Origin of the sequence: Mesorhizobium sp. 131-2-1 (assembly GCF_016756535.1) — a bacterium.
In the GTDB taxonomy this organism is placed as follows: domain Bacteria; phylum Pseudomonadota; class Alphaproteobacteria; order Rhizobiales; family Rhizobiaceae; genus Mesorhizobium.
This window is the reverse complement of sequence record NZ_AP023247.1, coordinates 6,795,874-6,822,576: the sequence shown is the minus strand read 5'-3', so window position 1 is coordinate 6,822,576 and position 26,703 is coordinate 6,795,874. Positions and strand designations below refer to the sequence as shown.

Annotated in this window: 26 protein-coding genes; 16 read left to right on the top strand and 10 right to left on the bottom strand. The window is 64.5% G+C overall.

What is annotated here, in order from left to right:
* Nucleotides 1-818: 818 nt before the first annotated feature.
* The 4 genes from rpsT to JG743_RS32720 all read right to left on the bottom strand — a co-directional run bounded on the left by rpsT (nt 819) and on the right by JG743_RS32720 (nt 4,182).
* Nucleotides 819-1,085, bottom strand: coding sequence for a 30S ribosomal protein S20 (gene rpsT, locus JG743_RS32735; protein ID WP_127285914.1), 267 nt, complete (start codon nt 1,083-1,085; stop codon nt 819-821).
* Between the two features lie 158 nt (nt 1,086-1,243).
* The gene (locus JG743_RS32730) at nt 1,244-2,017 is read right to left on the bottom strand and encodes an enoyl-CoA hydratase (protein WP_202296736.1); all 774 of its coding nucleotides are present in this window, start codon (nt 2,015-2,017) and stop codon (nt 1,244-1,246) included.
* Between the two features lie 40 nt (nt 2,018-2,057).
* The gene (gene mutM, locus JG743_RS32725) at nt 2,058-2,948 is read right to left on the bottom strand and encodes a bifunctional DNA-formamidopyrimidine glycosylase/DNA-(apurinic or apyrimidinic site) lyase (protein WP_202296734.1); all 891 of its coding nucleotides are present in this window, start codon (nt 2,946-2,948) and stop codon (nt 2,058-2,060) included.
* Nucleotides 2,932-4,182 (bottom strand): phosphopentomutase, encoded by a 1,251-nt coding sequence (locus tag JG743_RS32720; protein WP_202303158.1) that lies wholly within the window; start codon nt 4,180-4,182, stop codon nt 2,932-2,934. The genes mutM and JG743_RS32720 overlap by 17 nt, the downstream gene beginning before the upstream one ends.
* 134 nt (nt 4,183-4,316) lie before the next feature.
* Between JG743_RS32720 and JG743_RS32715 the strand changes: the two genes are divergently transcribed.
* Nucleotides 4,317-5,327: a phosphate/phosphite/phosphonate ABC transporter substrate-binding protein gene (locus JG743_RS32715; RefSeq protein ID WP_202296732.1), complete on the top strand. Its 1,011-nt coding sequence runs from the start codon at nt 4,317-4,319 to the stop codon at nt 5,325-5,327.
* 130 nt (nt 5,328-5,457) lie between these two features.
* Here the strand turns inward: JG743_RS32715 and JG743_RS32710 are convergent, their stop codons facing one another.
* The 3 genes from JG743_RS32710 to JG743_RS32700 all read right to left on the bottom strand — a co-directional run bounded on the left by JG743_RS32710 (nt 5,458) and on the right by JG743_RS32700 (nt 7,280).
* Nucleotides 5,458-6,078, bottom strand: a complete 621-nt coding sequence (locus JG743_RS32710; protein WP_202296730.1) for a TadE/TadG family type IV pilus assembly protein — start codon at nt 6,076-6,078, stop codon at nt 5,458-5,460.
* 38 nt (nt 6,079-6,116) lie between these two features.
* Nucleotides 6,117-6,707: a TadE/TadG family type IV pilus assembly protein gene (locus tag JG743_RS32705; RefSeq protein WP_202296728.1), complete on the bottom strand. Its 591-nt coding sequence runs from the start codon at nt 6,705-6,707 to the stop codon at nt 6,117-6,119.
* A 150-nt stretch (nt 6,708-6,857) separates the two neighbouring features.
* Nucleotides 6,858-7,280, bottom strand: a complete 423-nt coding sequence (locus JG743_RS32700) for a pilus assembly protein N-terminal domain-containing protein (protein WP_202296726.1) — start codon at nt 7,278-7,280, stop codon at nt 6,858-6,860.
* Nucleotides 7,281-7,637: 357 nt separating this feature from the next.
* Here JG743_RS32700 and JG743_RS32695 point away from each other — a divergent pair, with 357 nt between their 5' ends.
* The 9 genes from JG743_RS32695 (at nt 7,638) to JG743_RS32655 (ending at nt 16,707) form a co-directional block, all read left to right on the top strand.
* A complete protein-coding gene (locus JG743_RS32695) occupies nt 7,638-7,808 on the top strand; it encodes a Flp family type IVb pilin (protein WP_202296724.1) in 171 nt (56 codons plus the stop codon).
* A 172-nt stretch (nt 7,809-7,980) separates the two neighbouring features.
* Nucleotides 7,981-8,499, top strand: coding sequence for an A24 family peptidase (locus tag JG743_RS32690; RefSeq protein WP_202296722.1), 519 nt, complete (start codon nt 7,981-7,983; stop codon nt 8,497-8,499).
* 207 nt (nt 8,500-8,706) lie between these two features.
* Entirely contained in the window at nt 8,707-9,519 is an 813-nt protein-coding gene (cpaB, locus tag JG743_RS32685; RefSeq protein ID WP_202296713.1) for a Flp pilus assembly protein CpaB, read from the top strand.
* Complete coding sequence (locus JG743_RS32680; protein ID WP_202296711.1) at nt 9,516-11,033, top strand: type II and III secretion system protein family protein; 1,518 nt, start codon at nt 9,516-9,518, stop codon at nt 11,031-11,033. Before cpaB ends, JG743_RS32680 begins: the two co-directional genes overlap by 4 nt.
* 14 nt (nt 11,034-11,047) lie before the next feature.
* Entirely contained in the window at nt 11,048-11,788 is a 741-nt protein-coding gene (locus tag JG743_RS32675) for a CpaD family pilus assembly protein (protein WP_202296708.1), read from the top strand.
* A 28-nt stretch (nt 11,789-11,816) separates the two neighbouring features.
* Nucleotides 11,817-13,100, top strand: coding sequence for an AAA family ATPase (locus tag JG743_RS32670; RefSeq protein ID WP_202303156.1), 1,284 nt, complete (start codon nt 11,817-11,819; stop codon nt 13,098-13,100).
* 29 nt (nt 13,101-13,129) lie between these two features.
* The gene (locus JG743_RS32665; RefSeq protein ID WP_202296706.1) at nt 13,130-14,638 is read left to right on the top strand and encodes a CpaF family protein; all 1,509 of its coding nucleotides are present in this window, start codon (nt 13,130-13,132) and stop codon (nt 14,636-14,638) included.
* 29 nt (nt 14,639-14,667) lie between these two features.
* A complete protein-coding gene (locus JG743_RS32660; RefSeq protein WP_202296704.1) occupies nt 14,668-15,681 on the top strand; it encodes a type II secretion system F family protein in 1,014 nt (337 codons plus the stop codon).
* Nucleotides 15,682-15,690: 9 nt separating this feature from the next.
* Nucleotides 15,691-16,707, top strand: a complete 1,017-nt coding sequence (locus tag JG743_RS32655; protein WP_202296702.1) for a type II secretion system F family protein — start codon at nt 15,691-15,693, stop codon at nt 16,705-16,707.
* A 111-nt stretch (nt 16,708-16,818) separates the two neighbouring features.
* Here JG743_RS32655 and JG743_RS32650 read toward each other — a convergent pair whose 3' ends face one another.
* Entirely contained in the window at nt 16,819-17,646 is an 828-nt protein-coding gene (locus tag JG743_RS32650; RefSeq protein ID WP_202296700.1) for a tetratricopeptide repeat protein, read from the bottom strand.
* A 123-nt stretch (nt 17,647-17,769) separates the two neighbouring features.
* Between JG743_RS32650 and JG743_RS32645 the strand changes: the two genes are divergently transcribed.
* From JG743_RS32645 to pdeM, 5 genes are all read left to right on the top strand, one after another.
* A complete protein-coding gene (locus tag JG743_RS32645) occupies nt 17,770-19,134 on the top strand; it encodes a leucyl aminopeptidase family protein (RefSeq protein ID WP_202296698.1) in 1,365 nt (454 codons plus the stop codon).
* A 71-nt stretch (nt 19,135-19,205) separates the two neighbouring features.
* Nucleotides 19,206-19,556 carry a MarR family winged helix-turn-helix transcriptional regulator gene (locus JG743_RS32640; protein ID WP_126056626.1) on the top strand — a complete coding sequence of 117 codons (351 nt, stop codon included), beginning with the start codon at nt 19,206-19,208 and terminating at the stop codon, nt 19,554-19,556.
* Between the two features lie 28 nt (nt 19,557-19,584).
* Nucleotides 19,585-20,445: a C40 family peptidase gene (locus JG743_RS32635; protein ID WP_202296696.1), complete on the top strand. Its 861-nt coding sequence runs from the start codon at nt 19,585-19,587 to the stop codon at nt 20,443-20,445.
* 101 nt (nt 20,446-20,546) lie between these two features.
* A complete protein-coding gene (locus JG743_RS32630) occupies nt 20,547-23,066 on the top strand; it encodes a ligase-associated DNA damage response DEXH box helicase (protein WP_202296694.1) in 2,520 nt (839 codons plus the stop codon).
* 7 nt (nt 23,067-23,073) lie between these two features.
* Complete coding sequence (gene pdeM / locus JG743_RS32625; RefSeq protein WP_202296692.1) at nt 23,074-23,790, top strand: ligase-associated DNA damage response endonuclease PdeM; 717 nt, start codon at nt 23,074-23,076, stop codon at nt 23,788-23,790.
* A gap of 13 nt (nt 23,791-23,803) precedes the next feature.
* Here pdeM and JG743_RS32620 read toward each other — a convergent pair whose 3' ends face one another.
* On the bottom strand, nt 23,804-24,775 hold the full coding sequence (locus JG743_RS32620) for a quinone oxidoreductase family protein (protein WP_202296690.1): 972 nt from the start codon (nt 24,773-24,775) through the stop codon (nt 23,804-23,806).
* A gap of 94 nt (nt 24,776-24,869) precedes the next feature.
* Between JG743_RS32620 and JG743_RS32615 the strand changes: the two genes are divergently transcribed.
* Nucleotides 24,870-25,748 carry a LysR substrate-binding domain-containing protein gene (locus tag JG743_RS32615; protein WP_202296688.1) on the top strand — a complete coding sequence of 293 codons (879 nt, stop codon included), beginning with the start codon at nt 24,870-24,872 and terminating at the stop codon, nt 25,746-25,748.
* A 13-nt stretch (nt 25,749-25,761) separates the two neighbouring features.
* Here the strand turns inward: JG743_RS32615 and JG743_RS32610 are convergent, their stop codons facing one another.
* Nucleotides 25,762-26,697, bottom strand: a complete 936-nt coding sequence (locus tag JG743_RS32610; protein WP_202296686.1) for a dimethyl sulfoxide reductase anchor subunit family protein — start codon at nt 26,695-26,697, stop codon at nt 25,762-25,764.
* Nucleotides 26,698-26,703: the final 6 nt, after the last annotated feature.

Genomic DNA, 26,703 nt, shown 5'->3' with positions numbered 1-26,703 from the left:
TTTTCCGCCGGGGATGCGCCTCCTGCATCCATGTTTCCGGCGACCGTATCTTCGCTGCGACATCACCGCCGCCGCCGGCAGGTGAACATCGCCTCGTAACAAAGGGACCGGTGCCGGCTCTTGCAAGCCAGGCCGTTCTCGACAAGCCAGGGCAATACGATGCCACCCGGCGAAAAACGCCGGCCACATCGACCTGCCATGTACAATTACGCCAGTCCCCTACCGCCTCGAAAAGACAAATCAAGCCCGTTCGCGGAATTGATCCACGTCATGAATTCTGCCATTTTGTGGTGGCCGATTCAGGCTGGGTTGAAGGCCAAGAGCCCGTCCCTTCGATGGATGGACATTACCGAAATCGCTGTGGATAGGGCAAGGCCACGACTAACGGATTTTTAACGAATCTGGTTAGCGGAGACGGGTTCGGAGCGGGTGCCGCAACGGCATATTTTGACAAAGCCATTGTGATTCAAACCCTTTTCCGGCGAATATGAAAATGACCGCTCGACACGAAATTTTCTGAAATAATTCGCTTGACAGCTACTTGTCCCCCGCCGCTCGGACGCGGTGTGAACAAGCTGTGGATCACCGTCCGTAGGTGTTTGAAATATATAGCTAATTTCTGACAGCCGAATCTTGGTCAGCGCCCGCTTTCGACATAACGGAATATCAGTGCGCATGTATATGCCGGCAAAGTAATCCGGATTTTGAAATCCAGCCGGGACGCGATCTCGGGGCGTTCTTTTTAAGTACTTGCCGGCAAACGAAAAAACCCGGCGTCATCCGCCGGGTTCGAAAAACGCAAGTCTAGCGATGGCTTATCAGGCAGTCAGTACCTTGACCCGGTGTGCCAGCCGGGAAACCTTGCGCGACGCCGTGTTCTTGTGGATCACGCCCTTGGTCGCGGCGCGCATCAATTCCGGCTCGGCGGCCTTGAACGCGGCAAGTGCCGCAGCCTTGTCGCCCGAGGCCAGCGCCTCTTCGACCTGGCGCACATAGGTGCGGACGCGCGAGCGGCGGTTCTTGTTGATCGCGGCGCGGCGGGCGATCTTGCGCGTTGCCTTTTTGGCCGAGGAGGTGTTGGCCATGGTGCCTCTCTTCTGATCTGGTGGGCGCCAGCGATATCGCAGGGCGCAAAAAACAAACGGGCAGCCACAGGCCGCCTCGATTGGAGCGGCTTATAGTTCAGCTTTTCCGGCGCGTCAACGCCGCTTTGCCTTCTTTTTCAAGCCGGCGCCTGGTCATCTTATCGGTTGGTGAAATTGGGCTTCCGCTTCTCGGCGAAGGCAGCCATGCCTTCCTTCTGGTCGTCCAGCGCGAACAGCGAATGGAACAGCCGCCGCTCGAACCGCAAACCCTCGGCAAGCGTCGTCTCATAGGCCCGGTTTACGGCCTCCTTGGTCGTCATCACCGACGGCAGCGAGAAGTCGGCGATCTTGGCCGCGGCCTTCAAGGCCTCCTCGATCAGCTCGTCCGCGGGCACGACACGCGACACCAGCCCGCAGCGCTCAGCCTCCGCCGCGTCCATCATCCTCCCGGTCAGGCACATATCCATCGCCTTCGACTTGCCGACGAAACGGGTCAGCCGTTGCGATCCGCCCATGCCGGGCATGACGCCGAGCGTGATCTCGGGCTGGCCGAACCTGGCGGTTTCCGCGGCGATGATGAAATCGCACATCATCGCCAGTTCGCAGCCGCCGCCAAGCGCGTAGCCGGCCACCGCCGCGATGATCGGCTTGCGCATGCGGGTGAGCTCCTCCCAGCCGACGAAGAAGTCCTGCGTATAGGCGTCGACGAAGGCGATCGACTGCATCTCCTTGATGTCGGCGCCCGCCGCGAAGGCCTTTTCGGAACCGGTGATGACGATCGCGCCGATGCCGGCATCGGCGCCGAAGCCGCTCACCGCCGCGACCACCTCCGCCATGACCTGGGAGTTCAGCGCATTGAGCGCCTTCGGCCTGTTCAGCGTGATCAGCCCGACCTTGCCGCGCGTTTCCACGATGATGGTTTCATAGGTCATGGCATCGCCTCCTCGTTCCGATTGAGGAGATCGGTCTAGCTCACCGCTGACAGGTCCGGCAATAGAAGGTCGAGCGACCGCTCTGCACGATGCGCTCGATATGGCCGCCGCAGCCGGGCTTCGGGCATGGCTCGCCCGCGCGGTCATAGACCGCGAAGGAATGCTGGAAATAGCCGAGCGAACCATCGGTCTGCACATAGTCGCGCAGCGAGGATCCACCTGCCGCGATCGCGTCGGCGATGACCGACCGGATCGCTTCGGCCAGGCGCTCGCTTTGCTCCTTGGCCTTCTTGCCACCTCCGGCGATCGTGCCTGCCTCGCGCAGTGGCGACAGGCCGGCGCGCCACAGCGCCTCCGACACATAGATGTTGCCGAGTCCGGCGATCAGCCGCTGGTCGAGCAGTGCCGCCTTCAATGGCGATCTGCGGCCGGCGAGCAGAGAAGCGAGCAGGGCGCCGTCCAGCGCATTGCCGGTCGGCTCGATGCCGAGGCCGGTCAGCATCGGATGGGTTTCGGGTAGTCCTTCCGCAAACAGCATGAAGCCGAAACGGCGCGGATCGTTGAAGATCACGCGCGAACGGGCGCCCGCGGGAGATTCGACGTCGAACACGACATGGTCGTGCGTGGAGTTCTTGGAGCGCTCGTGATGGAACGCGCCGGGCGTCTCGCCGCCGCCGGCGGTCTCGATGCGGAACGAGCCCGACATGCCGAGATGGCAGATCAGGACCGGACCGCCGTCGACATGCATGGTGAGGTATTTGGCCCGCCGGCCGAGCGCGGTGATGGTTTTGCCGGTCAGCCGCTCGGCGAAACGCGCCGGAAATGGAAACCTGAGATCGGGCCGGCGCGCTTCGACCCTGACCAGGCGAGCGCCTTCCAGGACCGGCTGCAGCCCGCGCCGGACGGTTTCGACCTCAGGCAGTTCGGGCATGGCCGCCGATCGCCGCGTAAAAGGAGGTGCCGTGACGGCCGGGCGCCAGCCCGAGATGCTCCGCGACGGTCTCGCCGATATCGGCGAAAGTCGGTCTGAGGCCGATGTCGCCGCCCGCGAGCCCCGGTGCGGTGCCGATCACCGGGATGCGTTCGCGCGTATGGTCGGCTCCGCGCCAGGTCGGATCGTTGCCATGGTCCGCGGTGAGGATGAAGAGGTCGCCTTGCTTGAGTTTCGCCAGCGCCTCGGGCAGGCGCCGGTCGAACGCCTCCAGTGCCGCGGCATAGCCGGCGACATCGCGCCGGTGGCCGAACTCCGTATCGAAATCGACGAAATTGGCAAACACCAGGTCGCCGTCGCCGGCATCGTCCATCGCACCGAGCGCCTTGTCGAACATCGCCATGTTGCCGGCAGCCTTGCGCACCTCCGAGATGCCGCGATGCGCGAAGATGTCGCCGATCTTGCCGACCGCGATGACCTTGCTGCCGCGCCCGGTCAGCCGGTCGAGCAGGGTTGGCTCCGGCGGCGGCACCGCATAGTCGCGGCGGTTGTATGTCCGTTCGAAGGTGGCGACGGTTTCGCCGACAAAGGGCCGCGCGATAACGCGGCCGATGTTCAGCGGATCGACCAGCCTGCGCACCGTCTTGCAGAATTCGTAGAGCCGTTCGAGGCCGAAATGCGTTTCGTGCGCGGCGATCTGCAGGACGGAATCGACCGAGGTGTAGCAGATCGGCTTGCCGGTGCGGATATGCTCCTCGCCGAACCGCTCGATGATCTCGATTCCGCCGGCATGGCAATTGCCCAGAATGCCGGGCACCTTTCCCTCCCGGATCATCGCCTCGGTCAACGCGGCCGGGAAGGCGGGCACCGTTTCGGGGAAGTAACCCCAGTCGAAACGCACCGGCAGGCCGGCGATCTCCCAGTGGCCGGACGGCGTGTCCTTGCCGCTGGAGATTTCCTGCGCCGCGCCGCGCAGGGCCGCGGCAAGCGGTGCCGCGCCGCCATTGTCGAAGCGGAATCCCGTCGCGGTCTCTGCCGCGCGGGCAAGCCCAAGCGACACCATGCTGGGCACGGCGAGCGGTCCATGGCGCAGGCCTTCGCGGTCCGCGCGGCCCTCGGCGCAGGCGAGCGCGATGTGTCCGAACGTGTCGGCGCCGGCATCGCCATAGTGCTGGGCATCGGCGGCGCCGCCGATGCCGAAAGAGTCGAGGACAAAGAGGAAAGCGCGCGCCATCAAAAGGGTCATTGTTGCCTGTCTGCGGCCCCAGACATAGGGTTCCGCATCGCCATTGGCAATTCGGAAACCAAACGGCAACCGCTCGGCGCGATAGTCGGGCGAGATGGGATGCCGGCACGGGCGGGGCAGGGATGAGACGGCGCAGCGGATTTTCGGCAAGACCTGCCTTCAGGACCTGCCTGGCTGCTCTGGCGTTGCTGGCCGCATCCTGGCCGGACACGGCCAGCGCCGACTGGCGCGATGATATCGGCACGTTTCGCATCGGCATCGTCGCCGAACCGGGTGGCGGCAACACCGTTCCGGGCCTGGCGCTGCTGACCGACGCCTATACGAAGGCACTGGGCATGAAGGTGGAGTTCGTCGTCGCCCGCGACTACCAGGCGCTGATCGAGGCGCAGGTGGATGGACGGATCCAATACGCCGTCTATTCGGCGATCGCCTACGCGACGGCCTCCGAGCGCTGCGGATGCGTCGAACCTCTGGTGGCGCCGGTCGATGCGGATGGCGCCACCGGCATTCGCTCCGTCCTCGTGACGCGCGACGGCAAGGTCCCGGACCTTGCCGCCATGGCCAGCTACAGGATCGCCATGGCGCCTGCCGACAGCGTTGGCGGTTCGCTTCTGCCGCTTGCCGGGCTGACGGCCGCCGGCGTCGGAATCAGCGAGGACTCGCCCTATCTGGTGCACGCCGCTTCGACGGCCGCCGCCGAAGCGATGCTGGCCGATGGTGAGGCCGATGCCCTGTTCGGCTGGGTGGCCTCCACGGCGGATGGCAAAACGGCTGTACCCGACACTCAGCCGGCCTTCCCCGCGGACCAGCCGGCCGGCGCGGACGACCAGGCGGCGGATCCGAACGGCACGGTGGCGCGGCTGGAAGCAGCGGGTCTTTCGAAGACGTCCCTTGAAGTGGTGTGGACGTCAGGGCTGCTGAGATACGGCCCGCACGCCGTGCGCAGCGATCTCGACCCCGAGGCCAAGCGCCGGCTCACCGTGTTTCTCACCAACCTGAAGTCGATTACGCCCGATGTCTACGATCTCCTGGAGGCAACGCATCCCGGTGGGTTCGCGCTCGCCTCGCAAACGGACTATGCGATGGCGTCGGCGATCGTGCGGCTGGTGTCGGGCAAAGACAACCGGCAATAGCCAGGGCGAGCGGCTAGCGCAATTCCAGGAAAAGTGCGCAGCGGTTTTCCGTCCGGAATGGCGTCAGGACAAAGAGACAGAGCGGTTCGGCGGTTCTAGCGAAAGCTGAACCGCTCCAGAACCGGGGTGGTCAACAATCGCCACAGGGGATCGTCGTGCTCCGACGGGGCCGCAAATAGTAGGTCTCGCTCATCGAAATGTGGCTGAAAGCCGAGGTCAGTCCAATCCGCTCCTGGCTGTCCGCCGACCAGGCGATGATCGGCACATAGGCAAGGTCGCTTTCGACACGGATGAGGAAGGTGCCGGCGACCTTCAGCGACGTGGGAATCGTTGTGGTGCTGGTCTTTGCGGCATCGACGCTGGTGGCCCCGTTGACCAGCTTGCGCGACCAGACGACCTGCACCTTCGGCGTCGTGTCGGTCGTCACCTCTATCGCCGTGATGACGATCTTGGGGGTCGACCGGTTGTAGGGCTTCAAGGTCGACGTGCCGATCTTCATGATCGCGTCGAGATCCGCCTTGGTGATCGTATTCTGCTGCGTGACGAGGTCCGCCACCATGCTGCCGATGCGGCTGACCTTCTTGCTGGTCTCGATGGCCTGCGAGGCCTCCATGGTCACGAAATACATGATGAGCAGCAGCGGCACGATGAAGGCGAACTCGATTGCCGCGACGCCGCGGCGATCGGCGCAAAACCGCATCGCTCTTGTCCAGACCGCCGAAATCCCCCGATGTGCCCCCGCACGATACATGCCCTTACCCCCGTTTTGCCGAAGCATGCCCGCAAATCTCAATTGTCGAACGGTTCGTTCTGCCAGGTCACCGACGCGAAGTGCAGCGTGTTGCCGTCCTTCAGATTGGCCATCGACTTGGCCATGAAGTCGGTCATGACCGGCCATTTGTAGAAGACGCGCAGCATGTTTCTCGATTCGGCCAGCCCCGGCGATACGCCGAAGCTCGTCGAATTCGTGCCCTGCGTCAGCACGATGTCGCCATTGACGATCTTGAAGCTTGCCGTGGCGGCGTCCGCAAAGGTCGGATATTCGCGCAGGTCCACAAGCAATCCCGGACAGTTCTTTGCGACTATGATCTCCAGCTTGGCGCAGATCATGTTCTGCAATTTGGATCCGGCCACGTCGGCCGGCCTCAGCTGGCCGGTGCGCAACTGGCGGGCGATGTCGTCCGTGACATTGGCCATCACTTCCTGGCCAGCAAATGAAATGCAGCTTTCGAGGATGGCGAAGACGAGGAGAGCGAAAGGCAGGGCAAGCATCGCGAATTCCATCGCCGTGCTGCCGCGCCGGTCACCAAGAAAGCGGGAGCGGAGCCTCGTCCACCCTTTGCCGCGATTGTCGTCCCCGGGTGCCGGATTCCTGCGCATGCCCCCTCCCTGCCGATCCTTGTGATGTCGGCCGGAACACTAGCCAAAACCCATTGAGGTCCGGTTTGGATGACCGTTAGATTCGTCGGAACGCCCTTAACCAGCCGCTAACCGTGGCCGGCGGCGCGGACCAGGCCTGCGGCCGGCTATTCAGTGGCCGGCACTCATCTCGGCTTCCGAGGCTCTCTCGCTGTCGCTCTTGTAGGAGCTCTCGCAATAAGGCGTGCAGGACATGGTCTGGATCTCGGAACGCCTGTAGATTCTGACCGAGGATGCGTCCTGCCGCACAACGGTAACCTGTTCGTCGATGATCGGGCTGCCTTCCTGGTCAAGGACGACCAGGTTGGTGACACCGAATCCCTTACCGGTCAGCACGATGGTCGAGGCATCCTGCACGGAGGCATCCGCGATCGCCGGATTGCCTATGACGATCGTGTCGGCCGCGCGGGACAGCTTGACGATCTTGGCCTGGTTCATGGTGACTTCAATGCCGGGTCCAGCCTTGGCCGGCATGACGAAAGCGGCGGCGGCGAGAAGCGCGGCAACTGCAAACGACGATCTCAATCCGGTCATCAGGACGCTCCAGGGCGGCAAACTGTTCAACGGAACATGAACGAGATTGGTGAACCAAGGGTTAAGCCCGTGCTAGCGCGATTAACATCGGGCTTCGATTGCCTGCCATATTGGCAGTGATCGCTACCGCGACGATTGTCGGGAAACCCCTCTCTGCCGCTGCTTTGCGGGAGGCGGGACCGCCCTTCACTACTTTAGCCGACGATTAACCAAGCAACCGATTCGGGACCGGAAAGGAATCGGTAAGGCTGTTTATTAAGCCGATCGAAAGGGCTTCTCCCTAGATTGGGCAGCATCCGATCAACCGGCAAGAGAAGTTGACGGAAGTGCTGTAACACGTGGAGTAGGAGCTCTCGAATGTCTAATCTCATTGCACGTTTTGTGAAGAACGAGTCCGGTGCGACCGCTATCGAATACGGCCTGATCGCCGCTCTCATCGCGCTCGCCATCATGGTCGGCGCTGGCGCCCTCGGCAATGCGCTGAACAACAAGTTCAACGCGATCGCCACCAAGGTCGAAAATTCCTGATACCTGAAGCGAATTGGCTTCTTCAAGCGAAAGGGCCGCCTCTTCTGGCGGCCCTTTTTTCGTGATGCGCCTTTCGCAAAAACCAGGCGATTTTGATTGCCCGGTCTCATCAATCGTTAATCGTGCATGCCTAGACTGCACTGGCTAGAACTCGACCGCAGGCACCACGCCCATGCTTGAAGCGCTGATCTTCGTCGTCTTTCCGTTCTGCATGCTGTTTGCCGCGATCTCGGACATATTGTCGATGACGATCGCCAATCGCGTGTCGGTGCTGCTGGTGACCGTCTTTGCCCTGGTGGCGCCGCTGACCGGAATGGACTGGGCGACTTATGGCTGGCATTTCGCGGCAGGTTTCCTGGTGCTGACCGTGACCTTCGGCCTGTTCGCCCTTGGCGGCATGGGCGGCGGCGACGCCAAGCTGCTCGCCGCCACGGCATTGTGGATGGGCTTCAATATCCATCTTCTCGAATATCTGGTGGCTTCGACACTCATCGGCGGCCTGTTGACCCTCGCCATCCTCGCCTACCGGAAATCGCCGCTGGCGGCCTTTACCGGCCACAATCCATTCTTGCGTCACTTTGCCGACGAGGCGAACGGCGTCCCCTACGGCATCGCGCTCGGCATTGGCGGGTTGCTCGTCTATCCGGATTCGCCTTTGATGGTGTGGGCGCTGGCAAGGCTGGCCACATAGCCGCTTCACTATCCCGCGCCTGACGCATCTCGTTTTTTGAATAGGGCGGCTCGGCCGCCCTTTTCGCATGCCGGAGGCGGTTCATTCTAATTTATGTAAACCTTAAATTAATCACGATCGTAAGCATTACATTAACCTTGTTTTGACGATTGCGGCTGCAAAGTCCGCCCTGGCTAGGTGGTTTGCCAAAGGCGAGGGTTCGGACAGATGCCAGCATCCCGACTGATCATACTAAGCGTGGCGGTGGCCGCGGCGGGCGGCGCAGGCTATGTCGCGAAGAAGATGGTGGTGGCTCCGCCGCCCCAGGTCATCGTCGATTCCCCCAAGGCGCCGGCCATCGCGCTGCAGGACGTGCTCGTCCTGTCCGGCGATGTCGCCATGGGCAGCCCGCTGGAGAACAACATCAGCTGGGAGTCGTGGCCGTCCGGCGGCATCAATGCCAATTTCATCACCCGCGCCGCCGAGCCCGATGCGCTGGACAAGCTGAAAGGCTCCGTTGCCCGCGTGGCGATGTACACCGGCGAGCCGCTGAGGCGCTCCAAGCTGATCGGCGAGGGGCAGAGCTTCATGTCGTCGATCCTGCCCAGCGGCATGCGCGCCGTCGCCACTGCCGTATCGGCCGACACTTCGGCGGGCGGCTTCATCCTTCCCAATGATTTCGTCGACGTCATCATGACCCGCCGTTCCGACACTGGAACGGGCGGCAGCGGGTTCACCACCGAGACCATCCTGAAGAACATCCGCGTCCTGGCCATCGACCAGACCATTCAGGAGGACGAGGAGGGCAAGAAGACCAGGGTCGGCCAGACCGCCACTCTGGAGCTGACGCCGCAGCAGGCCGAAATCATCACGGTCGCGCAGCAGATGGCCGATCGCCTGACGTTGGCGCTGCGTTCGATCACGGACACCAGCGAAAAGAATTTGAGCGAGGCCGACTATCTCGTTTCCGGCAACGGCCGGCGCGGCACGGTGCGGCTGATCAAGTCGGGCGAAGTTTCCGAAGTGGGAGCAAGGAAATGAGGCTAAAGGGTAAACTGCCCTTCACGGTGGCAGCGGCGATCGGCCTGTTCCTGCTCGGCACCAGCGCGCCCGGTCTTCTCGAGGCGAAGGCCGCGAACAGGAATGCCCAGGTGTCGGCATCCACCGCCACGCAGCGCGTCAAGCTCGGCCTCAACAAGTCGGTCGTCATCGACCTGCCGAGCGATGCCTATGACATTCTCGTCGCCAACCCTGCGGTCGCCGATGCGGTGACCCGCACCGCAAGGCGCATCTATCTGTTCGGCAAGGCCGTGGGCGAGACCAACATCTTCGTCTTCGGTCCCAATGGCGAGCAGATCGTCAGCCTGGACCTGGCGGTCGAGCGCGACGTCGCCGGACTGGAGGACTACCTCAAGCGCTTCCTTCCGACGTCCGAGATCAAGGTCGAGCTTTTGAACGACAACGTCGTTCTGACCGGAACCGTGGATACCCCGCTCGACGCCAAGCGCGCGGTCGACCTGGCGACCATCTTCGTGTCCGGCGGTGAGGCGACCACCGGACAATATTCGCAAACCGCCGCCGGCGGCTCGGCCAATGGCGGTGTCGACATCAACAACCCCGACCAGGTGCGCCGCGTCTCGAAGATCGTCAACCTGCTGCAGATCATCGGCGACGACCAGGTGACGCTCAAGGTGACGGTGGCGGAAGTCAGCCGCTCGGTGATGAAGCAGCTCGGCGTCAACATGGTCGGCAGCGGCGGCAGCAACGGCATCAGCTATGGCGCTATCAGCGACAATTTCACCGGCCTCGGCAAGTCGCTTTCGCGCTCGGGGGTCAACTTCGCGACCAATGAATTGCAGGGCTACATCAATGCGATGGAGCAGTCGGGAGTGATGAAAACACTTGCCGAGCCGACATTGACGGCCGTTTCCGGCGAGAAGGCAACCTTCAAGGTCGGCGGCGAGTACAACATGGTACAGAACCAGTCCGCCCCTAGCAGCAGCGGCGGTATTACCTATTCGATTCAAAAGATCGACTATGGTATCGGTCTGGAATTCCAGCCGGTGGTGCTGTCGCCCGGACGCATCAGCCTGAAAGTCCGGACGTCGGTTTCGGAACCGACCACGGAAGGATCGGTATCTCTGTCGAGCGGCGTGACGCGGCCGGGCATGAATGTGCTGTCGCTTCGCAAGCGCTTGGCCGACACAACGGTAGAGCTGCCTTCCGGGGGCTCGATGATGATCGCCGGCCTCGTCCGCGATGACATCAGGCAGGCGGTGAACGGCTTGCCCGGACTGACGAAGATTCCGGTGCTCGGAGCTCTTTTCCGCAGCCGCGACTTCGTCCGCAACGAAAGCGAGCTCGTCATCATCATCACGCCCTATCTGGCCAAGCCGGTGGCGCGCAACGAACTTGCCAAGCCGGACGACAATTTCAACGCGCCGAGCGACGGCGCGGGCATGTTCCTGGGACGCGTCAACCGCGTCTACGGCACCATGCAGACCGACAGGCCCAACGGCCGCTATCACGGCGTTGTCGGCTTCATCTACAAGTGAGCGAGGAAGCGGACATGTTCCAGTCATCGAAGATCATCGCGATCGCAGCGCCGGCACGGTCCGGCCGCCAGGGGATCCGCCGTTCGGCCGCCCCGGTCCTGGCGGTCATGCTCGCCGCATCGCTCGCCGGCTGCGCCGGCTGGAAGCGCGACAGCGTCACGGTCGGCGCCATCCCCGACGACTATCGCACCAACCATCCGATCATGATCGCGGAAAAGAACCAGAAGATCGACCTTCCCGTCGGCGCCGGCGATCGCGGCATGACCGCTTCCCAGCGGGCCACGCTGCTGGGCTTCCTCGACGGCTATGACAAGGGCGCCGCTCCCGCGCTGACGATCGCCGCCCCGGTCGGGTCGGCCAACGAGGTGGCCGCGGCCGCCGCCAGCCGCGACTTCGCCAGGCTTGCGGTCGCAGCCGGCGTCAGCCGGAACCGGATCGTCATGACGTCCTACCAGTCGGTATCGCCCGAAGCATCCGCGCCGGTGCGCGTCGCCTACGTCTCGATCAAGGCCCAGACCGACAAATGCGGACGCTGGCCCGATGACCTGCTGCAGACGTCGGAAAACAAGCACTATGCCGACTATGGCTGCTCGTACCAGAACAACCTCGCCGCCCAGATGGCCAATCCGGCCGATCTGCTTGGGCCGCGCAAGCAATCCGACATCGATGCCGAAAACCGCAGCAAGGTGATCGACATCTACCGCAGCAGGGGCATTTCGGACGAGTTCCTCGGCAACTCGGAAGTGACCTACTAGCGGCGCAAGTCAGGGAGAGAGCATGACAATGAGCAATCTTGCCTATGACGCGCCCCTGGACGGCGGCGACACCTCGCAACAGGACATCGCAGCGATGCAGGCCTTGCGGCCGGTGCCGCGCATCTCGATCCAGGCTTTCTGCGAAACCGAGGGTGTCGCCAGCCCGGTCCGCCTCGCCGGCGAGGACCGGCGCATGGCCAAGGCCCACCTGAAGGTCCATATGGGCGGCATCGCCACGGCGATCGAGTTCTACCAGTCGGCGCCGACGCCGAACTTGATCCTTCTCGAATCGCGCAGCGAGCCCAAGCAGCTGCTGGAGCAGCTGGCGCAACTCTCCGAATATTGCGATCCGTCCTCGAAGGTCGTGGTGATCGGCCACTACAACGATGTCGGCCTGTATCGCGAGCTCATCCGCTCCGGCATTTCCGAATATGTCATCGCACCAGTGTCGATGACCGACATCGTCAGCGTGGTTTCGTCGATCTTCGTCGATCCGGAGGCCGAGCCGATCGGCCGCTCGATCGCCTTCATCGGCGCCAAGGGCGGCGTCGGCTCCTCGACCATCGCCCACAATGTCGCCTGGGCGATGTCGTCGCTGTTCAAGTCCGAAGTGGTCGTCGCCGATCTCGATCTCGCCTTCGGAACGGCCAACATCAATTTCGACCAGGATCCGGCGCAAGGCATCGCCGAGGCGGTGTTTTCGCCCGAGCGCGTCGACGAGGTCTATCTCGACCGGCTGCTTGCGCAATGCGCCGAGCACCTGTCGCTGCTTGCCGCCCCGTCCACGCTCGAGCGGGTCTACGATTTCGATGCCGACGCCTTCTCCCAGCTCATCGACACGGCCCAGCGCAGCGCCCCGCTCCTGGTCCTCGATGTCCCGCATATCTGGACAGGATGGACCAAGAGCATCCTCGTCAAGGCGGATGAGGTCGTCATCACCGCGACGCCGGAACTGGCCAATCTGCGCAACACCAAGAACATGGTGGACATGCTGAAACGGCTGCGTCCGAACGATCCGCCGCCGAGGCTGGTCATCAATCAGGCGGGCGTGCCGAAGCGTCCCGAGATCGGATCGTCGGATTTTGCCGAGCCGCTCGGCATCACGCCGATGGCGGTCATCCAGTTCGAGCCGCTGCTGTTTGGCAACGCGGCCAACAACGGGCGCATGCTGGGCGAGATGGATGCCAAGAGCCCGATCGTCGGCATCATCGACGAGATCGCGCATGTGCTGACCGGACGCAGCGAAATCAAGACCAAGAAGAAGGCGGGTCTCGGCTCGCTTCTCGGCAAGCTCTCGCGCAACAAGAAGTGACGCTCAGGCGGCGGAATTGGTAGTCGATCATGTTTGGTAAGAGAGGTTCTGACGACGGCAGCCGGTTCAAACCGGAATTCCGCCAGCCGGCACCGGGGCCGGCGGCGCCTGGATCCGCGGATGCCGCGGTTCTTGCGCGGCCCGCCGCGCCGCCGCAGGCCGGAGAGCCGCCCGCCCCGCCCGCCCCGCCCGCCCGCCGCCCGGTCGAGCCGCCGCCGCTGGCGCCGGAGCCGAAGAAAGTCCAGCGCGAGCGCAGCGAGACCTACTACGACACCAAGAGCCAGGTTTTTTCCGCCCTCATCGACACGATCGACCTGTCGCAGCTCGCCAAGCTCGATCCCGAAAGCGCGCGCGAGGAAATCCGCGACATCGTCAACGACATCATCGCGATCAAGAATTTCGCGATGTCGATCGCCGAGCAGGAGCAGCTGCTCGAGGACATCTGCAACGATGTGCTCGGCTACGGGCCGCTGGAGCCCCTGCTTGCCCGCGACGACATCGCCGACATCATGGTCAACGGCTCCAAGAACGTCTACATCGAAGTCAACGGCAAGGTCGAGCAGACCAGCATCCGCTTCCGCGACAATCAGCAGCTCCTCAACATCTGCCAGCGCATCGTCAGCCAGGTTGGCCGCCGCGTCGACGAATCGAGCCCAATCTGCGACGCCCGCCTTCCCGACGGCTCCCGCGTCAACGTCATCGCGCCGCCGCTCTCGATCGACGGCACCGCCCTCACCATCCGCAAGTTCAAGAAGGACAAGCTGACGCTCGACCAACTGGTCAAGTTCGGCGCGATCTCGCCGCAGGGCGCCGAGGTCCTCAAGATCATCGGCCGCGTCCGCTGCAATGTCGTCATCTCGGGCGGCACCGGCTCGGGCAAGACGACCCTGCTCAACTGCCTGACCAACTACATCGACCGCGAGGAGCGCGTCATCACCTGCGAAGACTCGGCCGAACTACAGCTGCAGCAGCCGCATGTGGTTCGCCTCGAAACCCGTCCGCCCAATCTCGAGGGCGAGGGCGAGGTGACGATGCGCGACCTGGTCAAGAACTGCCTGCGTATGCGGCCCGAGCGGATCATCGTCGGCGAGGTGCGCGGACCGGAAGTGTTCGACCTCCTGCAGGCGATGAACACCGGCCACGACGGCTCGATGGGAACGATCCACTCCAACAGCCCGCGCGAGTGCCTGAACCGTATCGAATCGATGATCGCCATGGGCGGTTATTCGCTGCCGCAGAAGACCGTGCGCGAGATCGTCGTCGGCTCGGTCGACGTGATCATCCAGGCGGCCCGCCTGCGCGACGGTTCGCGCCGCATCACCCACATCACCGAAGTGATCGGCATGGAAGGCGACGTCATCATCACGCAGGACCTCATCCTCTACAACATCAAGGGCGAGGACGCGAGCGGCAGGCTGATCGGCGAGCACGTGTCGACCGGCATCGGCCGCCCGCATTTCTGGGATCGCGCCCGTTATTATGGCGAGGAGCAGCGCCTGGCGACCGCGCTCGAGGCCATGGAGAAAAACGCTGGCTGACGCATTTGGAGGCGTAGGGGCTCTGGTCGATGTTCGGAATTGACAGCACCGTACTTGCGTTTGTCGTGCTGGCCGGCTTCAGCGCCGGCGCGGTCGCCTATGCTTTCCTGTTCACCCGCATCACCAACGAGAAGCAGGTCGGCAAGCGCCTCGAGACCATCAAGACGGCCGAAACCGACCGGTCCGTCGTCAAGGCTTCGCGCGACCGCGCCGCCGAGGCGGTCAAGCGGCGAAAGTCGCTCCAGGATTCGCTGAAGCAGCTCGATGAAAAGCAGCGATCCAACGACCGCATGGTCAAGAAGCCGCCGCTCAAGGTGCAGATCCGCCAGGCCGGCATGCAGGTTTCCATCGAGCGCTTCTATATCTACTCGGCGATTTGCGGCATCGTCCTCATGGTGCTTGCCTACGTGGCCGGCGCGCCCCTGCTGGTGCTGCCGGGCGCATTGCTGGCCGGCGCTTTCGGCCTGCCGCGCTGGTTCGTCTCGTTCCGCCGCAGCCGCCGGGTCAAGGCATTCCTCAACGAGTTTCCCAATGCTCTCGACATCATCGTGCGCGCGGTCAAGTCGGGCCTGCCTCTCAACGATGCCGTCCGTCTGATCGCCAACGAGTCTCCGGAGCCGGTCAGGACCGAGTTCCGCCGCATCATCGATTCGCAGCAGATGGGCATGTCGATCCCCGACGCCACGATGCGCATGTCCGAAACCATGCCTTGCGCGGAGGCTGGCTTCTTCGGCATCGTCATCCAGATCCAGTCCCAGGCCGGCGGCAACCTCTCCGAGGCGCTGGGCAACCTCTCGCGCGTGCTGCGCGACCGCAAGAAGATGAAGGCCAAGGTGCAGGCGCTGTCGATGGAGGCGAAGGCATCGGCCGTCATTATCGGCGCCCTGCCTTTCGTCGTCGCCTTCCTCGTCTACCTGTCGAGCCCGAACTACATCATGCCGCTGTTCACCACCAGCACAGGCAACCTGATCATTGGCTGTTCGCTGGTCTGGATGTCGATCGGCATCCTGGTGATGCGCAAGATGATGAACTTCGAAGTCTAGGGGGCATCAGTGACAGACCAGGTCGTCAAATCCCTCACCGACCCCGGCTTCTTGATCGCCTTGCTGGTCGGCATCGCGGTGTTCGCGACGGTCTTCACGCTCTTGCCGGCGCTCGGCGGCAACCAGCTCAAGTCGCGCATGAAATCGGTGGCACTCGAGCGCGAGGAGCTGCGCGCCAAGCAGCGCGCACGGCTGGCCAACGAAGCCGATCGCCGCCGCAAGGGCCTGCGCGAAGAGCAGTCGATCGGCATGCGCAACATCGTCGATCGGCTGGACCTGAGACGCGCGCTGGCCGATGAAGGCACGCTGCAGAAGCTCAAAGTGGCCGGTTTTCGCGGCCAGAATCCGCTGACGCGCTTCCTGTTCTTCCGCTTGGTCCTGCCCTTTGTCGGTTTCGCGCTGGCAGCCGTCTACCTTTTCGTGCTCGGCGGCCTGCCCCTGCAGCCACCCTTCATCAAGCTGTTTGTCTGCGTTGTTGTTGCCTATGGCGGCTTCTACGCGCCGATCCTCTACGTCAACAACCGCGCCGCCAAGCGCAAGCAGTCGATCCAGATGGCGTGGCCGGATGCGCTGGACCTGATGCTGATCTGCGTCGAGTCGGGCATGTCCGTGGAAGCAGCGCTGCGCAAGGTCGCCGACGAGATCGGCGGTCAGTCGGTGGCGCTCGCGGAAGAGTTCGTGCTGACCAATGCCGAACTCTCCTATCTGCAGGAACGCAAGGTCGCCTACGAGAACCTCGCCAGCCGCACCGGGCTGGAATCGGTCAAGTCGGTGTCGCAGGCGCTGGTCCAGGCCGAGCGCTACGGCACGCCGGTCGCGCATGCGCTGCGCGTGCTGGCCTCGGAAAGTCGCGACATGCGCATGAACGCGGCCGAGAAGAAGGCAGCCGCATTGCCGCCCAAGCTCACCGTGCCGATGATCCTGTTCTTCCTGCCGGTGCTGTTCGCAATCATCCTGGGGCCGGCCGGCATCCAGGTCAGCCAGCGCGGCATCTTCGGCGATCAGCACAATTCAAGCAGCCAGTAGCGCCAGAACGGTCGCAAGCCATGCGAAAGAGCCGCCCTGCTGATGCAGTGCGGCTCTTGGTCTTTCGGCCTTGGATGTGGGCAGGTTATGCGCCTGGCGCCGGCGCTGCCGTCAGTTGGTCGCGGGCTTGTCTTTGGCCTTGTCCTGGTCCTTCAGCTGGTTCCAGGCGTTCTGCTGGGCCAGCATCTGGCGCAGATAGGCGACATTGGCTTGCGCCTGCTCGGGCGAGAGCTCCTGCGAAGCAATCTTCTCGGCCTCGTCGAAGCGGCCCTGCAGGCCGACGACCAGCGCCAGGTTCTGGCGCACGCGGCTGTCGGCGTTCGGCTGCTGGGCCGCCGAGCGCATATAGGTCTCGGCGATGCGCAGGTCGCCTTCGAGCACATAGGACATGCCGAGATTGGACAGGATCGAGGGCTCGTTCGGCTTGAGGTCGAGCGCCTTGCGGTAGTCCTGGCGCGCCTCGTCCCGCTGGCCGAGCTGGTCGAGGATCGCGGCTTCCGCCGACACCAGCCGCCAGTCAGGATATTCCGGCGTCTGCGCGCGGCGCACGGCGTCCAGCGCCGGCTCGAACTGTCCGTTAGCGGCGAGCGCCTTGCCATAGGCGGCGAGCACGTCGCGGTCCTTGGGGAGACCGATCGCCAGCTTGCGCATCACGGCGAGCGACTGGTCCGCGTCGCCATCCATCTGCAGCGCCGCCGCGTAATTGGTGGCGATCCGCTTGTCATTGGGGTTCTTGGCATAGGATTCGCCAAGCCTGGTCGTCGCGGTGTGCAGTTCGGAGGCCGACATGGTTTCCAGCGGCCTGCTGTTGGATCGTCCGATGGAGCCGGTCGTGAGCTTGCTGGTCCCGCAGCCGGCGACGCCTGCCGCCAGCGCCATCATGAATGCCGTCGTGATAAGCCGTTTGCCCTTGGTGTTCATCGAACCTTTGATCAGCATCGGCCAAGGCCTCCATCCATGCGCGGCCTTTGCCTGGCCGTCTTCCCTCTCGAAGAAATATTCTGTTAACCCTAACGGACAGTTAAGAACGCCGAGTCGGACGGCGTTAGCGGAGACAATCGAATGCCAGTCGAACTCGTCGAGACGAAATCAGAGGCCGCCCTGCCGGTCCACCTGGTCGCGGGCGGAGGCCTCGAGGCCGCCGGCCTCGCGCCGGCCGCGATCGCCTGGGCCAGGGCCAACGGCTTCTCCGGCGAGGCCGGCAGGATGCTGACCTTGCCGGGCGAGGACGGCGCGCTTGCCGGCGCCCTGTTCGGCCTTGGCGACGGCGATGGCGCGCTTGCCGTCGGCGCCCTGGCGAGAGCCCTGCCGGAAGGCGACTGGCATTTTGCCGTCGACCCGGCCTGGCCGGATCTGGCTGCGATCGGGCTTGTGCTCGGCGGCTATGCTTTCACCCGCTACGGCAAGAAGCCCGGCAGGACGCTGCGCTTCGCGCTGCCGGCGGGCGCTGATGCCGCCCATGTCCGCCGCATCGCCGACGGTGTTTTCCTGACCCGCGATCTGGTCAACACGCCAACCAGCGATATGGGACCGGACGAACTGGAAAAGGCCGCGCGGACCCTGGCGGCAACGCACAAGGCCGAGGTGTCGGTGATCAAGGGCGATGATCTCCTCAAGCAGAATTTTCCGATGATCCACGCGGTCGGCCGCGCTTCCACAAGCGCGCCGCGGCTGATTGACATGCTCTGGGGCTCGCCGGATGCGCCGAAGGTGACGCTGGTCGGAAAGGGCGTCTGCTTCGACACCGGCGGCCTCGACATCAAGCCGTCATCGGGCATGTTGCTGATGAAGAAGGACATGGGCGGCGCCGCCAACGTGCTCGGCCTTGCCTCGATGATCATGGCGGCGGGGTTGAAGGTCCGGATGCGGGTGCTGATCCCCGCCGTCGAGAACTCGATTGCCGGCAACGCTTTCCGGCCGGGCGATGTGCTGACGAGCCGCAAGGGCATCACCGTCGAGATCGGCAATACCGACGCCGAGGGGCGGCTGGTGCTGGCCGATGCGCTGGCGCTGGCCGACGACGAGCAGCCCGAACTGCTGGTCGACATGGCGACGCTGACAGGTGCCGCGCGTGTCGCGCTCGGTCCGGACCTGCCGCCTTTCTACACCGGCGACGAGGCGCTGGCGTCGGAGCTCTCGGCGGCATCGATGGCGGTCGAGGATCCGCTGTGGCGCATGCCCCTGTGGCGGCCCTACGATGCAAAGCTGTCGTCGAAGATCGCCGACGTCAACAACGTCACCACCGATGGCTTCGCCGGCTCGGTCACCGCGGCGCTGTTCCTGAAGCGCTTCGTCGAGAGGACGTCGCGCTGGGCGCATTTCGACATCTTCGCCTGGAATCCGTCCGACCGCCCGCACGGCATCACCGGCGGCGAGGCGCAGGGTATTCGCGCGCTGGAGCGGATTATCTCCAGGCGCTACGGGTGATGCCTTCGCGACAGCCGGCAATGCGCCGGTACTGAAACGGAACCGAAACAATTTGCCGGCATGCTGGGGCTATGTCGATCTCGATGCGCCCGAGCCAGGCCCTCAGACTGTGGCAGCAGGTGATGCTGTCGCAGGTGCGCGACGGCGCGCCCGATCTCACCATGCGCCAGACGGCGATCCTGTTCACCATCTATCTCGACCCTCCACCGCATACGGTGCGTGGGCTCGCCGCTCGGCTCAACGTCACCAAGCCGGTCATCACGCGCGCGCTCGACACGATGGGCGCGCTGAAGCTGGTGTCGCGTCACCGCGACGAGCTCGACAAGCGCAATGTGCTGATCCGGCGCACCGTCGAGGGCGCGCTCTTTGTCGAGCGCTTCGGCGATGGTATCATCGCCAGGGCCCATGAGCTGCCCATCTGACCGATTGTCCATCTGACCGAGTGCCGATTTGACCGCCAGGGATGCCCGCCTCCACGCCTTCCGTTCCGATCTCGCCGATGCCAGGCTGAAAGGGGAGGTTTCAGCCGACCGTTTCGTCGCTGGGCAGCCGGCGCGGATTTCCGTCCCGGTGGCGGATCTGCGCAAGGCACCGGCCTGGGATGCCGGGGTCAACACGCAGGCTGTGTACGGCGACGATGTCCTGGTCTTTGAGGAGAGGGAAGGCTGGGCCTGGATCCAGGCCGAGCGCGACGGTTACGTCGGCTATGTCGCCGACACCGTGCTTGGGGCGAGGAATCACGGGCCGACCCATGTCGTCTCGGTGCCGCGCACCTTCCTCTATCCCGGCCCTGACCTGCGCTTCCCGGTGAGCAGCCAATTGTCGATGGGGTCGGCAGTGACGGTGACCGGCACGGCCGAAACCCGCGGCACGCCCTATGCGATGCTGCCCTCCAGCCAGGCGATCATCGCCGGTCATCTGCGCCCCATCGGCGAGACGGCTGCCGACTACGTTTCGGTCGCGGAAAGTTTTCTCGGCGCGCCCTATCTGTGGGGCGGCGTCTCCGGCTTCGGCATCGACTGCTCAGGCCTCGTGCAGTTGGCGATGCGCATGGCCGGCAGGGACGTGCTGCGCGACTCCGACATGCAGGCGGCCAGCATCGGCGAGCCGCTCGTTCCGGGGCCGGATTTCGCCGGCTTGCGGCGCGGCGACCTCGTCTTCTGGAAAGGCCACGTCGCGATTATGACCGACCCCGACACCATGATCCACGCCAACGGCCACACAATGCTGGTCTCGCGTGAAGGGCTGAAGGAGGCCGTCGCCCGCATCGGCTACCTCTATGGCGGCCCGACGGGGTTTCGGCGGCCGTAACCGCGGACCTTCCCCTTCTCCCACTGGGGAGAAGGAAAGAACGATCACCTTTTGTTCCGATTCTGCTTGGCGATCGCGCGCCGTCGCGCTACCTCTGGCGCGTGACAGAGCAGCTGCGCCTTGCCGAACGGAATGCCGTCGTGGTCCTGCCCGAGCCATTCGTCAGATGGTTCGCGCAGAAGGGCTGGTCGCCGCGCGCCCATCAGCTTGAACTTCTAGCGCGGGCGCAAGCCGGTCAGTCGGTGCTGCTGATCGCGCCGACCGGCGCCGGCAAGACGCTCGCCGGCTTCATGCCGTCGCTGACTGAGCTTGCAAACCGTCCCAGGCGGAAGCCCGGCGAGGCGCATCGCGGCATCCACACGCTCTACATCTCGCCGCTCAAGGCGCTCGCCGTCGACATCGAGCGCAATCTCGGCAAGCCGGTGGAAGAGATCGGGCTGCCCGTCACCATCGAGACGCGCACCGGCGACACGCCTTCGCACAAGCGCCAGCGACAGAAGCTGGTGCCGCCCGACATCCTGCTGACGACGCCTGAGCAGCTTGCCCTGTTGATCGCCTCGAACGATGCAAGACGCTTCTTCGAGGATCTGCGCTACGTCGTGCTCGACGAGCTGCATTCGCTGGTCACCTCGAAACGTGGACATCTGCTTTCGCTCGGCCTGGCGCGGCTGCGCGCTTTCGTTCCCGATCTGCAGACGATCGGGCTTTCCGCGACCGTCGCCGAGCCCGATGAGTTGCGCCGCTGGCTGGTCGCGCAGAATCCACCCGGCGCCATGGCCGGACTGATCACCGTGGCAGGCGGTGCCAAGCCCGACATCTCCATCCTCGATTCGCAGGAGCGCGTGCCCTGGTCCGGTCATTCCGCCCGCTACGCCATCCCGGAAATCTACGAGGCGATCAAAAGACACCGCACGACGATTTTGTTCGTCAACACCCGCAGCCAGGCCGAGCTGCTGTTCCAGGAGCTGTGGCGTGCAAACGAGGATTCGCTGCCGATCGCGCTGCATCACGGCTCGCTCGACGTCGGCCAGCGCCGCCGCGTCGAGAAGGCGATGGGCGAGAATGCGCTCCGTGCCATCGTCGCCACCTCGACGCTCGACCTCGGCATCGACTGGGGCGATGTCGACCTGGTCGTGCATGTCGGGGCGCCGAAGGGGGCAAGCCGGCTGGCGCAACGCATCGGCCGCGCCAACCACCGTATGGACGAGCCGTCGAAGGCGATCCTAATCCCGGCCAACCGCTTCGAGGTGCTGGAATGCCGCGCCGCCCTCGACGCCAACTATCTTGGCGCGCAGGACACGCCGCCGCTGATCAAGGGCGCGCTCGATGTGCTGTCGCAGCACGTGCTGGGCGTCGCCTGTGGCGGCCCCTTCGATGCCGACCGTCTGTTCGAGGAGGTGCGAAGCGCCGCCCCCTACGCCGCGCTGGAGCGCGAGACCTTCGACCGCGTCGTCGACTTCGTCGCCACCGGCGGCTACGCGCTGAAGAACTATGAGCGCTACGCCCGCATCCGCCGGACCAAGGAGGGGCTGTGGCGCGTCTCGCATCCCAGTGTCGCGCAGCAATACCGGCTGAATGTCGGCACCATCGTCGAAATGCCGGAGCTCAATGTCCGCTATGTCCGGCAGGGGCGGGGCATGGCCGGGCGCGGCGGGCCGGTGCTGGGCAAGATCGAGGAGTATTTCGCCGAGACGCTGCGCCCAGGCGACAATTTCCTGTTCGCTGGCAAGGTGCTGCGTTTCGAGGGCATCCGTGAGAACGAATGCGTCGTCTCCAACGGCGCCGGCGCAAACATCATCGTGCCGTCCTATGCCGGCGGCAAGTTTCCGCTGTCGACCTACCTGGCCGAGCAGGTGCGCGGCATGCTGGCCGACAGCGACCGCTGGAAGGCCCTGCCGGAGCAGGTCGCCGACTGGCTGCGCCTGCAGAAGGAAAAGTCGGTGCTGCCGAAGCGCGGCGACCTTCTGGTCGAGACCTTTCCGCGCGGCAACCGGCACTACATGGTCGCCTATCCGTTCGAGGGCCGGCTGGCGCACCAGACGCTCGGCATGCTGCTCACGCGCCGGCTCGAGCGCGCGCACGCCCGGCCGCTCGGCTTCGTCGCCACCGATTATTCGCTTGCCGTCTGGGCGCTGGACGACATGGCGGCTTTGTTCAAGGCGAGGAAGCCGTCGCTCGGCCAGCTGTTCGACGAGGACATGCTGGGCGACGACCTCGAAGCCTGGCTGAACGACAGCTGGATGCTGAAGCGCACCTTCCGCACCTGCGCCGTCATCGCCGGGCTGATCGAAAAGCGCTATCCCGGCCAAGAGAAGAGCGGACGGCAGGTCACCGTCTCGGCCGACCTGATCTACGACGTGCTGCGCAGCCACGAGCCGGACCACATCCTGCTGCGGGCGACGCGCACCGATGCCTCGGCCGGCCTGCTCGATGTCAGCAGACTTGCCGAGATGCTCTCGCGTGTGCGCGGTCGAATCGTGCATAAGCATCTCGACCAGATTTCACCGCTGGCGATCCCGGTGATGCTGGAGATCGGCAAGGAACCGGTCAATGGCGGCGCCAACGAGACGCTGCTGATGGAAGCCGCCGATCTGGTCGAGGAGGCCATGGGCCGAGGATGACAGGGGCATGAATTTCTCGCTGGCGCGCGCAACGCTGATCGCCGAGGCCGATCTTGTCGGCATCGCCGGCGAGCGCGCCGTCTGCGACACGCGTGGCGTGCTCTACTTTCCCGACCTTCGGCTGCTCGCCGTGTCGGACCTGCATCTGGAGAAAGGCTCCTCCTTCGCCAGGCGTGGCGCGCTGATTCCGCCATACGATACTGGTGCGACGCTGCTCAGGCTGCAGGCGGCGATCGCCGACTACCAGCCGGCGATCGTCATCAGCCTGGGCGATTCCTTCCATGACGGCGGCGGCGCCGGGCGCATGCACGCCAGCTTCCGCGAGCGGCTGGAAGGCTTGATCGCAGGGCGTGACTGGTTCTGGATCGCCGGCAACCATGATCCCGACGCGCCGGCCGACCTGCCCGGCGAGACGGTGCGCGAACTCGCCATCGGTTCGCTACTTTTCCGGCACGAGCCGTCCAAGGTGCGGGTGGAAGGCGAGATATCGGGTCATCTCCACCCTTGCGCGCGCATCGTCCAGCGCGGCCGCTCGGTGCGGCGGCGCTGCTTCGCGGCTGATGGCGGCCGCATGATCATGCCGGCGTTCGGCGCCTATACCGGCTCGCTCAACGTGCTCGACCGCGCCTATGCCGGCCTGTTCCGCCGCGAGACGCTGATGGCCTATATGCTGGGCGCCGAGCGCATCTTCGCCATTTCCGGTTCGATGCTGAGACCGGGCTGAGCCGGGAATTGCTTCAAGGAAGCATTACGGTTGCGCCGGTCGTCTGCCGCGCTTCGAGCCGGCGATGCGCTTCGGCCACTTCAGCGAGTGGCATCCGGGCATGCACGGGGATTTTCACGGCACCGCTCAGCACGACGCTGAAGAGCTCTTCGCTCATGGCGACAACGTCCTCACGCCTGGCGAGATGGTGGAACAACAACTGCCAGGTGGCGAACAGCGAGCCTTTTTGCATCAGCAGCATGATGTCGAATGGTGGGATCGATCCTGACGCCGTGCCGAAGCTGACAAAGGTGCCAAAGGGCCGCAGGCAATCGAGCGAGGCGGGAAACGTCGCCTTGCCGACGCCGTCATAGACGACGTGACAGCCTTCGCCTTTGGTGATCTCTCTCACCCGCGCGGCAAAATCTTCCCTGCTGTAGTCGATGACATGGTCGCAGCCACTGGCGCGCGCCAGCTCGGCCTTCTCTGGCGAACCGACCGTGCCGATGACGGTGGCGCCGAGATGCTTGGCCCATTGCGTCAGGATGAGGCCGACTCCACCCGCCGCCGCATGCACGAGGATGGTGTGGCCCACCTCGACGCGAAACGTGCGGCGCAGCAGATATTGCGCCGTCAGCCCCTTCAGCATCATCGCAGCGCCGGTCTCGAAGTCGATGGCGTCGGGCAGATGGACGACAAAATGCGCCGGCACGATGCGTTCCTCGGCATAGGCGCCCAGCGTCTCGACATAGGCGACACGATCGCCGGGCACGAAGCCGCTCACCCCTTCGCCAACGGCGACGATTTCGCCGGCGCCTTCATTGCCCGGCGTGAATGGCAAGGCGGGCGGTGCATATTCGCCAGTGCGGAAATAGATATCGACGAAGTTGAGGCCGACCGCCCGGTTGCGCACGCGGACCTCGCCCGGTCCGGGCTGGCCGATGTCGACATCTTCATAGGCAAGCACATCTGGCCCGCCATGGCGGTGGACGCGGATCGCTTTCATGGCTCTCTTCCTTGCGCTGTTTTCGTGGCAGGGAGATAGCGCGAGATACGATATCATTGTAGATTGATATCGATGACATCAGAGTTCAAGGATCATGATATCTGAGCAAATTGGCCTCGACCTCCTTCGCACCTATGTGGCGGTCTGCCGGCAGGGCAGCCTGAGCAGGGTCGCCGCGCAGACCGGCAGAACCCAATCGTCGCTGAGCATGCAGATGCGGCGGCTCGAAGGTCTGCTCCAACGGCACCTGTTCCAACGCACCGGCCGCGGCGTCATGCCAACTGCGGAGGGGGAACTTTTTCTGGGATACGCGACCCGCATCCTGGCTCTTGGCGATGAGGCGGTGGCGCGTCTGCAGCAGGCCGGCATCGGCGGCGGCGTTCGTATCGGCCTCGCCGAGGAGGTCACGACGGCAGCGCTGTCGGCAGCACTCGGGCGGCTTCATCGCACCTATCCCGACATCAGCCTTGACGCGATGGTCGAGCACAGCGTTGCGCTGGGACGGCTCTGGAGTGAGGATGCACTGGATGTCATGATCGCCCCGACATCCGTCGTCGCAGCCGATGCCCTGACGACCTGGAACGTCGAACTGCAGTGGGTCTGCGCCCAGGACTATGATCTGGATGCGGAGCGGCCGCTCGATCTCGTCGCCTTTGGCGCAACCTGCCCTTGGCGCAGGCGTATGATCGAGGCGCTGGTTGCCGCCGGCAGGGAGCACAGAATCGCCTTGTCGTGCCAGAGCGTCACCGGCCTGCAGGCGGCGATCGAGAATGGGCTGGGCATCGGGCTGCTTCCGCCCGAATCGGTGCGCACCGCTTCGATGCGGCTGCTGAAGACATCGGCTGGCCTTCCCGAGACCCTCACCGTCCAATACGGTCTTTACGCACACGACCGACGGACAGCCGTCGTCGATGCCGCGATCGAAATCTTGCTGAAGGACTTGCCGTCGGCGCCACGGGCACGGGCCGCGTGAGCGAGAGAACGTTCTACCGGCCGTAGTAGAGCGTGACCGTGTGCTTCGCCTCGGCGAAGAACAGCCAGCGCTCGACCAGCATGCCGGCGAACTGGAGCAGCGCGGCGAGCGTCGAGAGCACAGCGGCGGCCGGCCAGGGCAGAACGAACGCGCCGGCAATGAACAAGGCCGGCAAGGCGAAGGCCAGAGCCTGCGCGATCCTTCGCAGTTTGGCTGCATGCTTGCGCGCAATGCGGAAACCCATCTCCTTGAGCAGGTAGTTTTCCTCGGTATGCGGCCATTCCAGCGAGCGCACCGTGCCGCCGGCAAGACCGGTAGCGGTGTTGGCGGTGGTCGGGATTTCCAGCCGGTCATTGTACCGCCAGGTCGCCAGCTTCCAGCCCCAGCCGGCGAGGGTGGCAAGCACCGAGAACGCCGGCAGGGCCACCGAGCCGACGCCGAAGACCTGCAGCAGCGCGTTTAACAGCACAGCGCCGGTCATCGCCGAGAAGATCAGATAGCCGGGCAGGGTGAAGCGGCTGTGCCACTGCGCGATCGGCTTCAGCGAGGCATAGATCATGCCGGTGGTGCAGACGGTGGTGACGGCGCCGAGAGCCGTCAGCAGCCCGGCGACGGCCACCCAGCCGCCGTGGCGGCCGAGTAGGACCCAGCCGATGCCGAACAGTCCGGCCGGGATGAAGGTCGCCATCGACGAAACGCCTTCGCGCGACAGCCAGGAGCTGCGCCACTGCGAAAAAGCCCGCCAGGCCCGTTCAGGCCGCCCGAGATGGCCGGTCGACGACAACAGGCCGGCCGCGATCAGGCCGAGCGCCAGCCCCATGCCGACGAGGCCGAGCCAGAAATCCGGTTCGACAAAGCCCAACCCGCCGAGCACGCCGAGCAGAGCCAGCAGGCCGTAGCCGGCGCCGGTGGCAGTGGTGAAGAAGACGACGGAGAAGGTGGGATGCATGGCTGG

What these genes read in the sequence shown, in the direction of transcription:
- cpaB (WP_202296713.1), top strand. Translation starts at nt 8,707, where the DNA reads ATGCCAGCATCCCGACTGATCATACTAAGCGTGGCGGTGGCCGCGGCG.
- JG743_RS32695 (WP_202296724.1), top strand. Translation starts at nt 7,638, where the DNA reads ATGTCTAATCTCATTGCACGTTTTGTGAAGAACGAGTCCGGTGCGACC.
- JG743_RS32650 (WP_202296700.1), bottom strand. Translation starts at nt 17,646, where the DNA reads ATGCTGATCAAAGGTTCGATGAACACCAAGGGCAAACGGCTTATCACG.
- JG743_RS32615 (WP_202296688.1), top strand. Translation starts at nt 24,870, where the DNA reads ATGATATCTGAGCAAATTGGCCTCGACCTCCTTCGCACCTATGTGGCG.
- JG743_RS32705 (WP_202296728.1), bottom strand. Translation starts at nt 6,707, where the DNA reads ATGCGCAGGAATCCGGCACCCGGGGACGACAATCGCGGCAAAGGGTGG.
- JG743_RS32690 (WP_202296722.1), top strand. Translation starts at nt 7,981, where the DNA reads ATGCTTGAAGCGCTGATCTTCGTCGTCTTTCCGTTCTGCATGCTGTTT.
- JG743_RS32710 (WP_202296730.1), bottom strand. Translation starts at nt 6,078, where the DNA reads ATGTATCGTGCGGGGGCACATCGGGGGATTTCGGCGGTCTGGACAAGA.
- JG743_RS32700 (WP_202296726.1), bottom strand. Translation starts at nt 7,280, where the DNA reads ATGACCGGATTGAGATCGTCGTTTGCAGTTGCCGCGCTTCTCGCCGCC.
- JG743_RS32620 (WP_202296690.1), bottom strand. Translation starts at nt 24,775, where the DNA reads ATGAAAGCGATCCGCGTCCACCGCCATGGCGGGCCAGATGTGCTTGCC.
- JG743_RS32675 (WP_202296708.1), top strand. Translation starts at nt 11,048, where the DNA reads ATGTTCCAGTCATCGAAGATCATCGCGATCGCAGCGCCGGCACGGTCC.
- JG743_RS32645 (WP_202296698.1), top strand. Translation starts at nt 17,770, where the DNA reads ATGCCAGTCGAACTCGTCGAGACGAAATCAGAGGCCGCCCTGCCGGTC.
- JG743_RS32730 (WP_202296736.1), bottom strand. Translation starts at nt 2,017, where the DNA reads ATGACCTATGAAACCATCATCGTGGAAACGCGCGGCAAGGTCGGGCTG.
- JG743_RS32640 (WP_126056626.1), top strand. Translation starts at nt 19,206, where the DNA reads ATGTCGATCTCGATGCGCCCGAGCCAGGCCCTCAGACTGTGGCAGCAG.
- mutM (WP_202296734.1), bottom strand. Translation starts at nt 2,948, where the DNA reads ATGCCCGAACTGCCTGAGGTCGAAACCGTCCGGCGCGGGCTGCAGCCG.
- pdeM (WP_202296692.1), top strand. Translation starts at nt 23,074, where the DNA reads ATGAATTTCTCGCTGGCGCGCGCAACGCTGATCGCCGAGGCCGATCTT.
- JG743_RS32665 (WP_202296706.1), top strand. Translation starts at nt 13,130, where the DNA reads ATGTTTGGTAAGAGAGGTTCTGACGACGGCAGCCGGTTCAAACCGGAA.
- JG743_RS32660 (WP_202296704.1), top strand. Translation starts at nt 14,668, where the DNA reads ATGTTCGGAATTGACAGCACCGTACTTGCGTTTGTCGTGCTGGCCGGC.
- JG743_RS32670 (WP_202303156.1), top strand. Translation starts at nt 11,817, where the DNA reads ATGAGCAATCTTGCCTATGACGCGCCCCTGGACGGCGGCGACACCTCG.
- JG743_RS32680 (WP_202296711.1), top strand. Translation starts at nt 9,516, where the DNA reads ATGAGGCTAAAGGGTAAACTGCCCTTCACGGTGGCAGCGGCGATCGGC.
- JG743_RS32610 (WP_202296686.1), bottom strand. Translation starts at nt 26,697, where the DNA reads ATGCATCCCACCTTCTCCGTCGTCTTCTTCACCACTGCCACCGGCGCC.
- rpsT (WP_127285914.1), bottom strand. Translation starts at nt 1,085, where the DNA reads ATGGCCAACACCTCCTCGGCCAAAAAGGCAACGCGCAAGATCGCCCGC.
- JG743_RS32720 (WP_202303158.1), bottom strand. Translation starts at nt 4,182, where the DNA reads ATGGCGCGCGCTTTCCTCTTTGTCCTCGACTCTTTCGGCATCGGCGGC.
- JG743_RS32715 (WP_202296732.1), top strand. Translation starts at nt 4,317, where the DNA reads ATGAGACGGCGCAGCGGATTTTCGGCAAGACCTGCCTTCAGGACCTGC.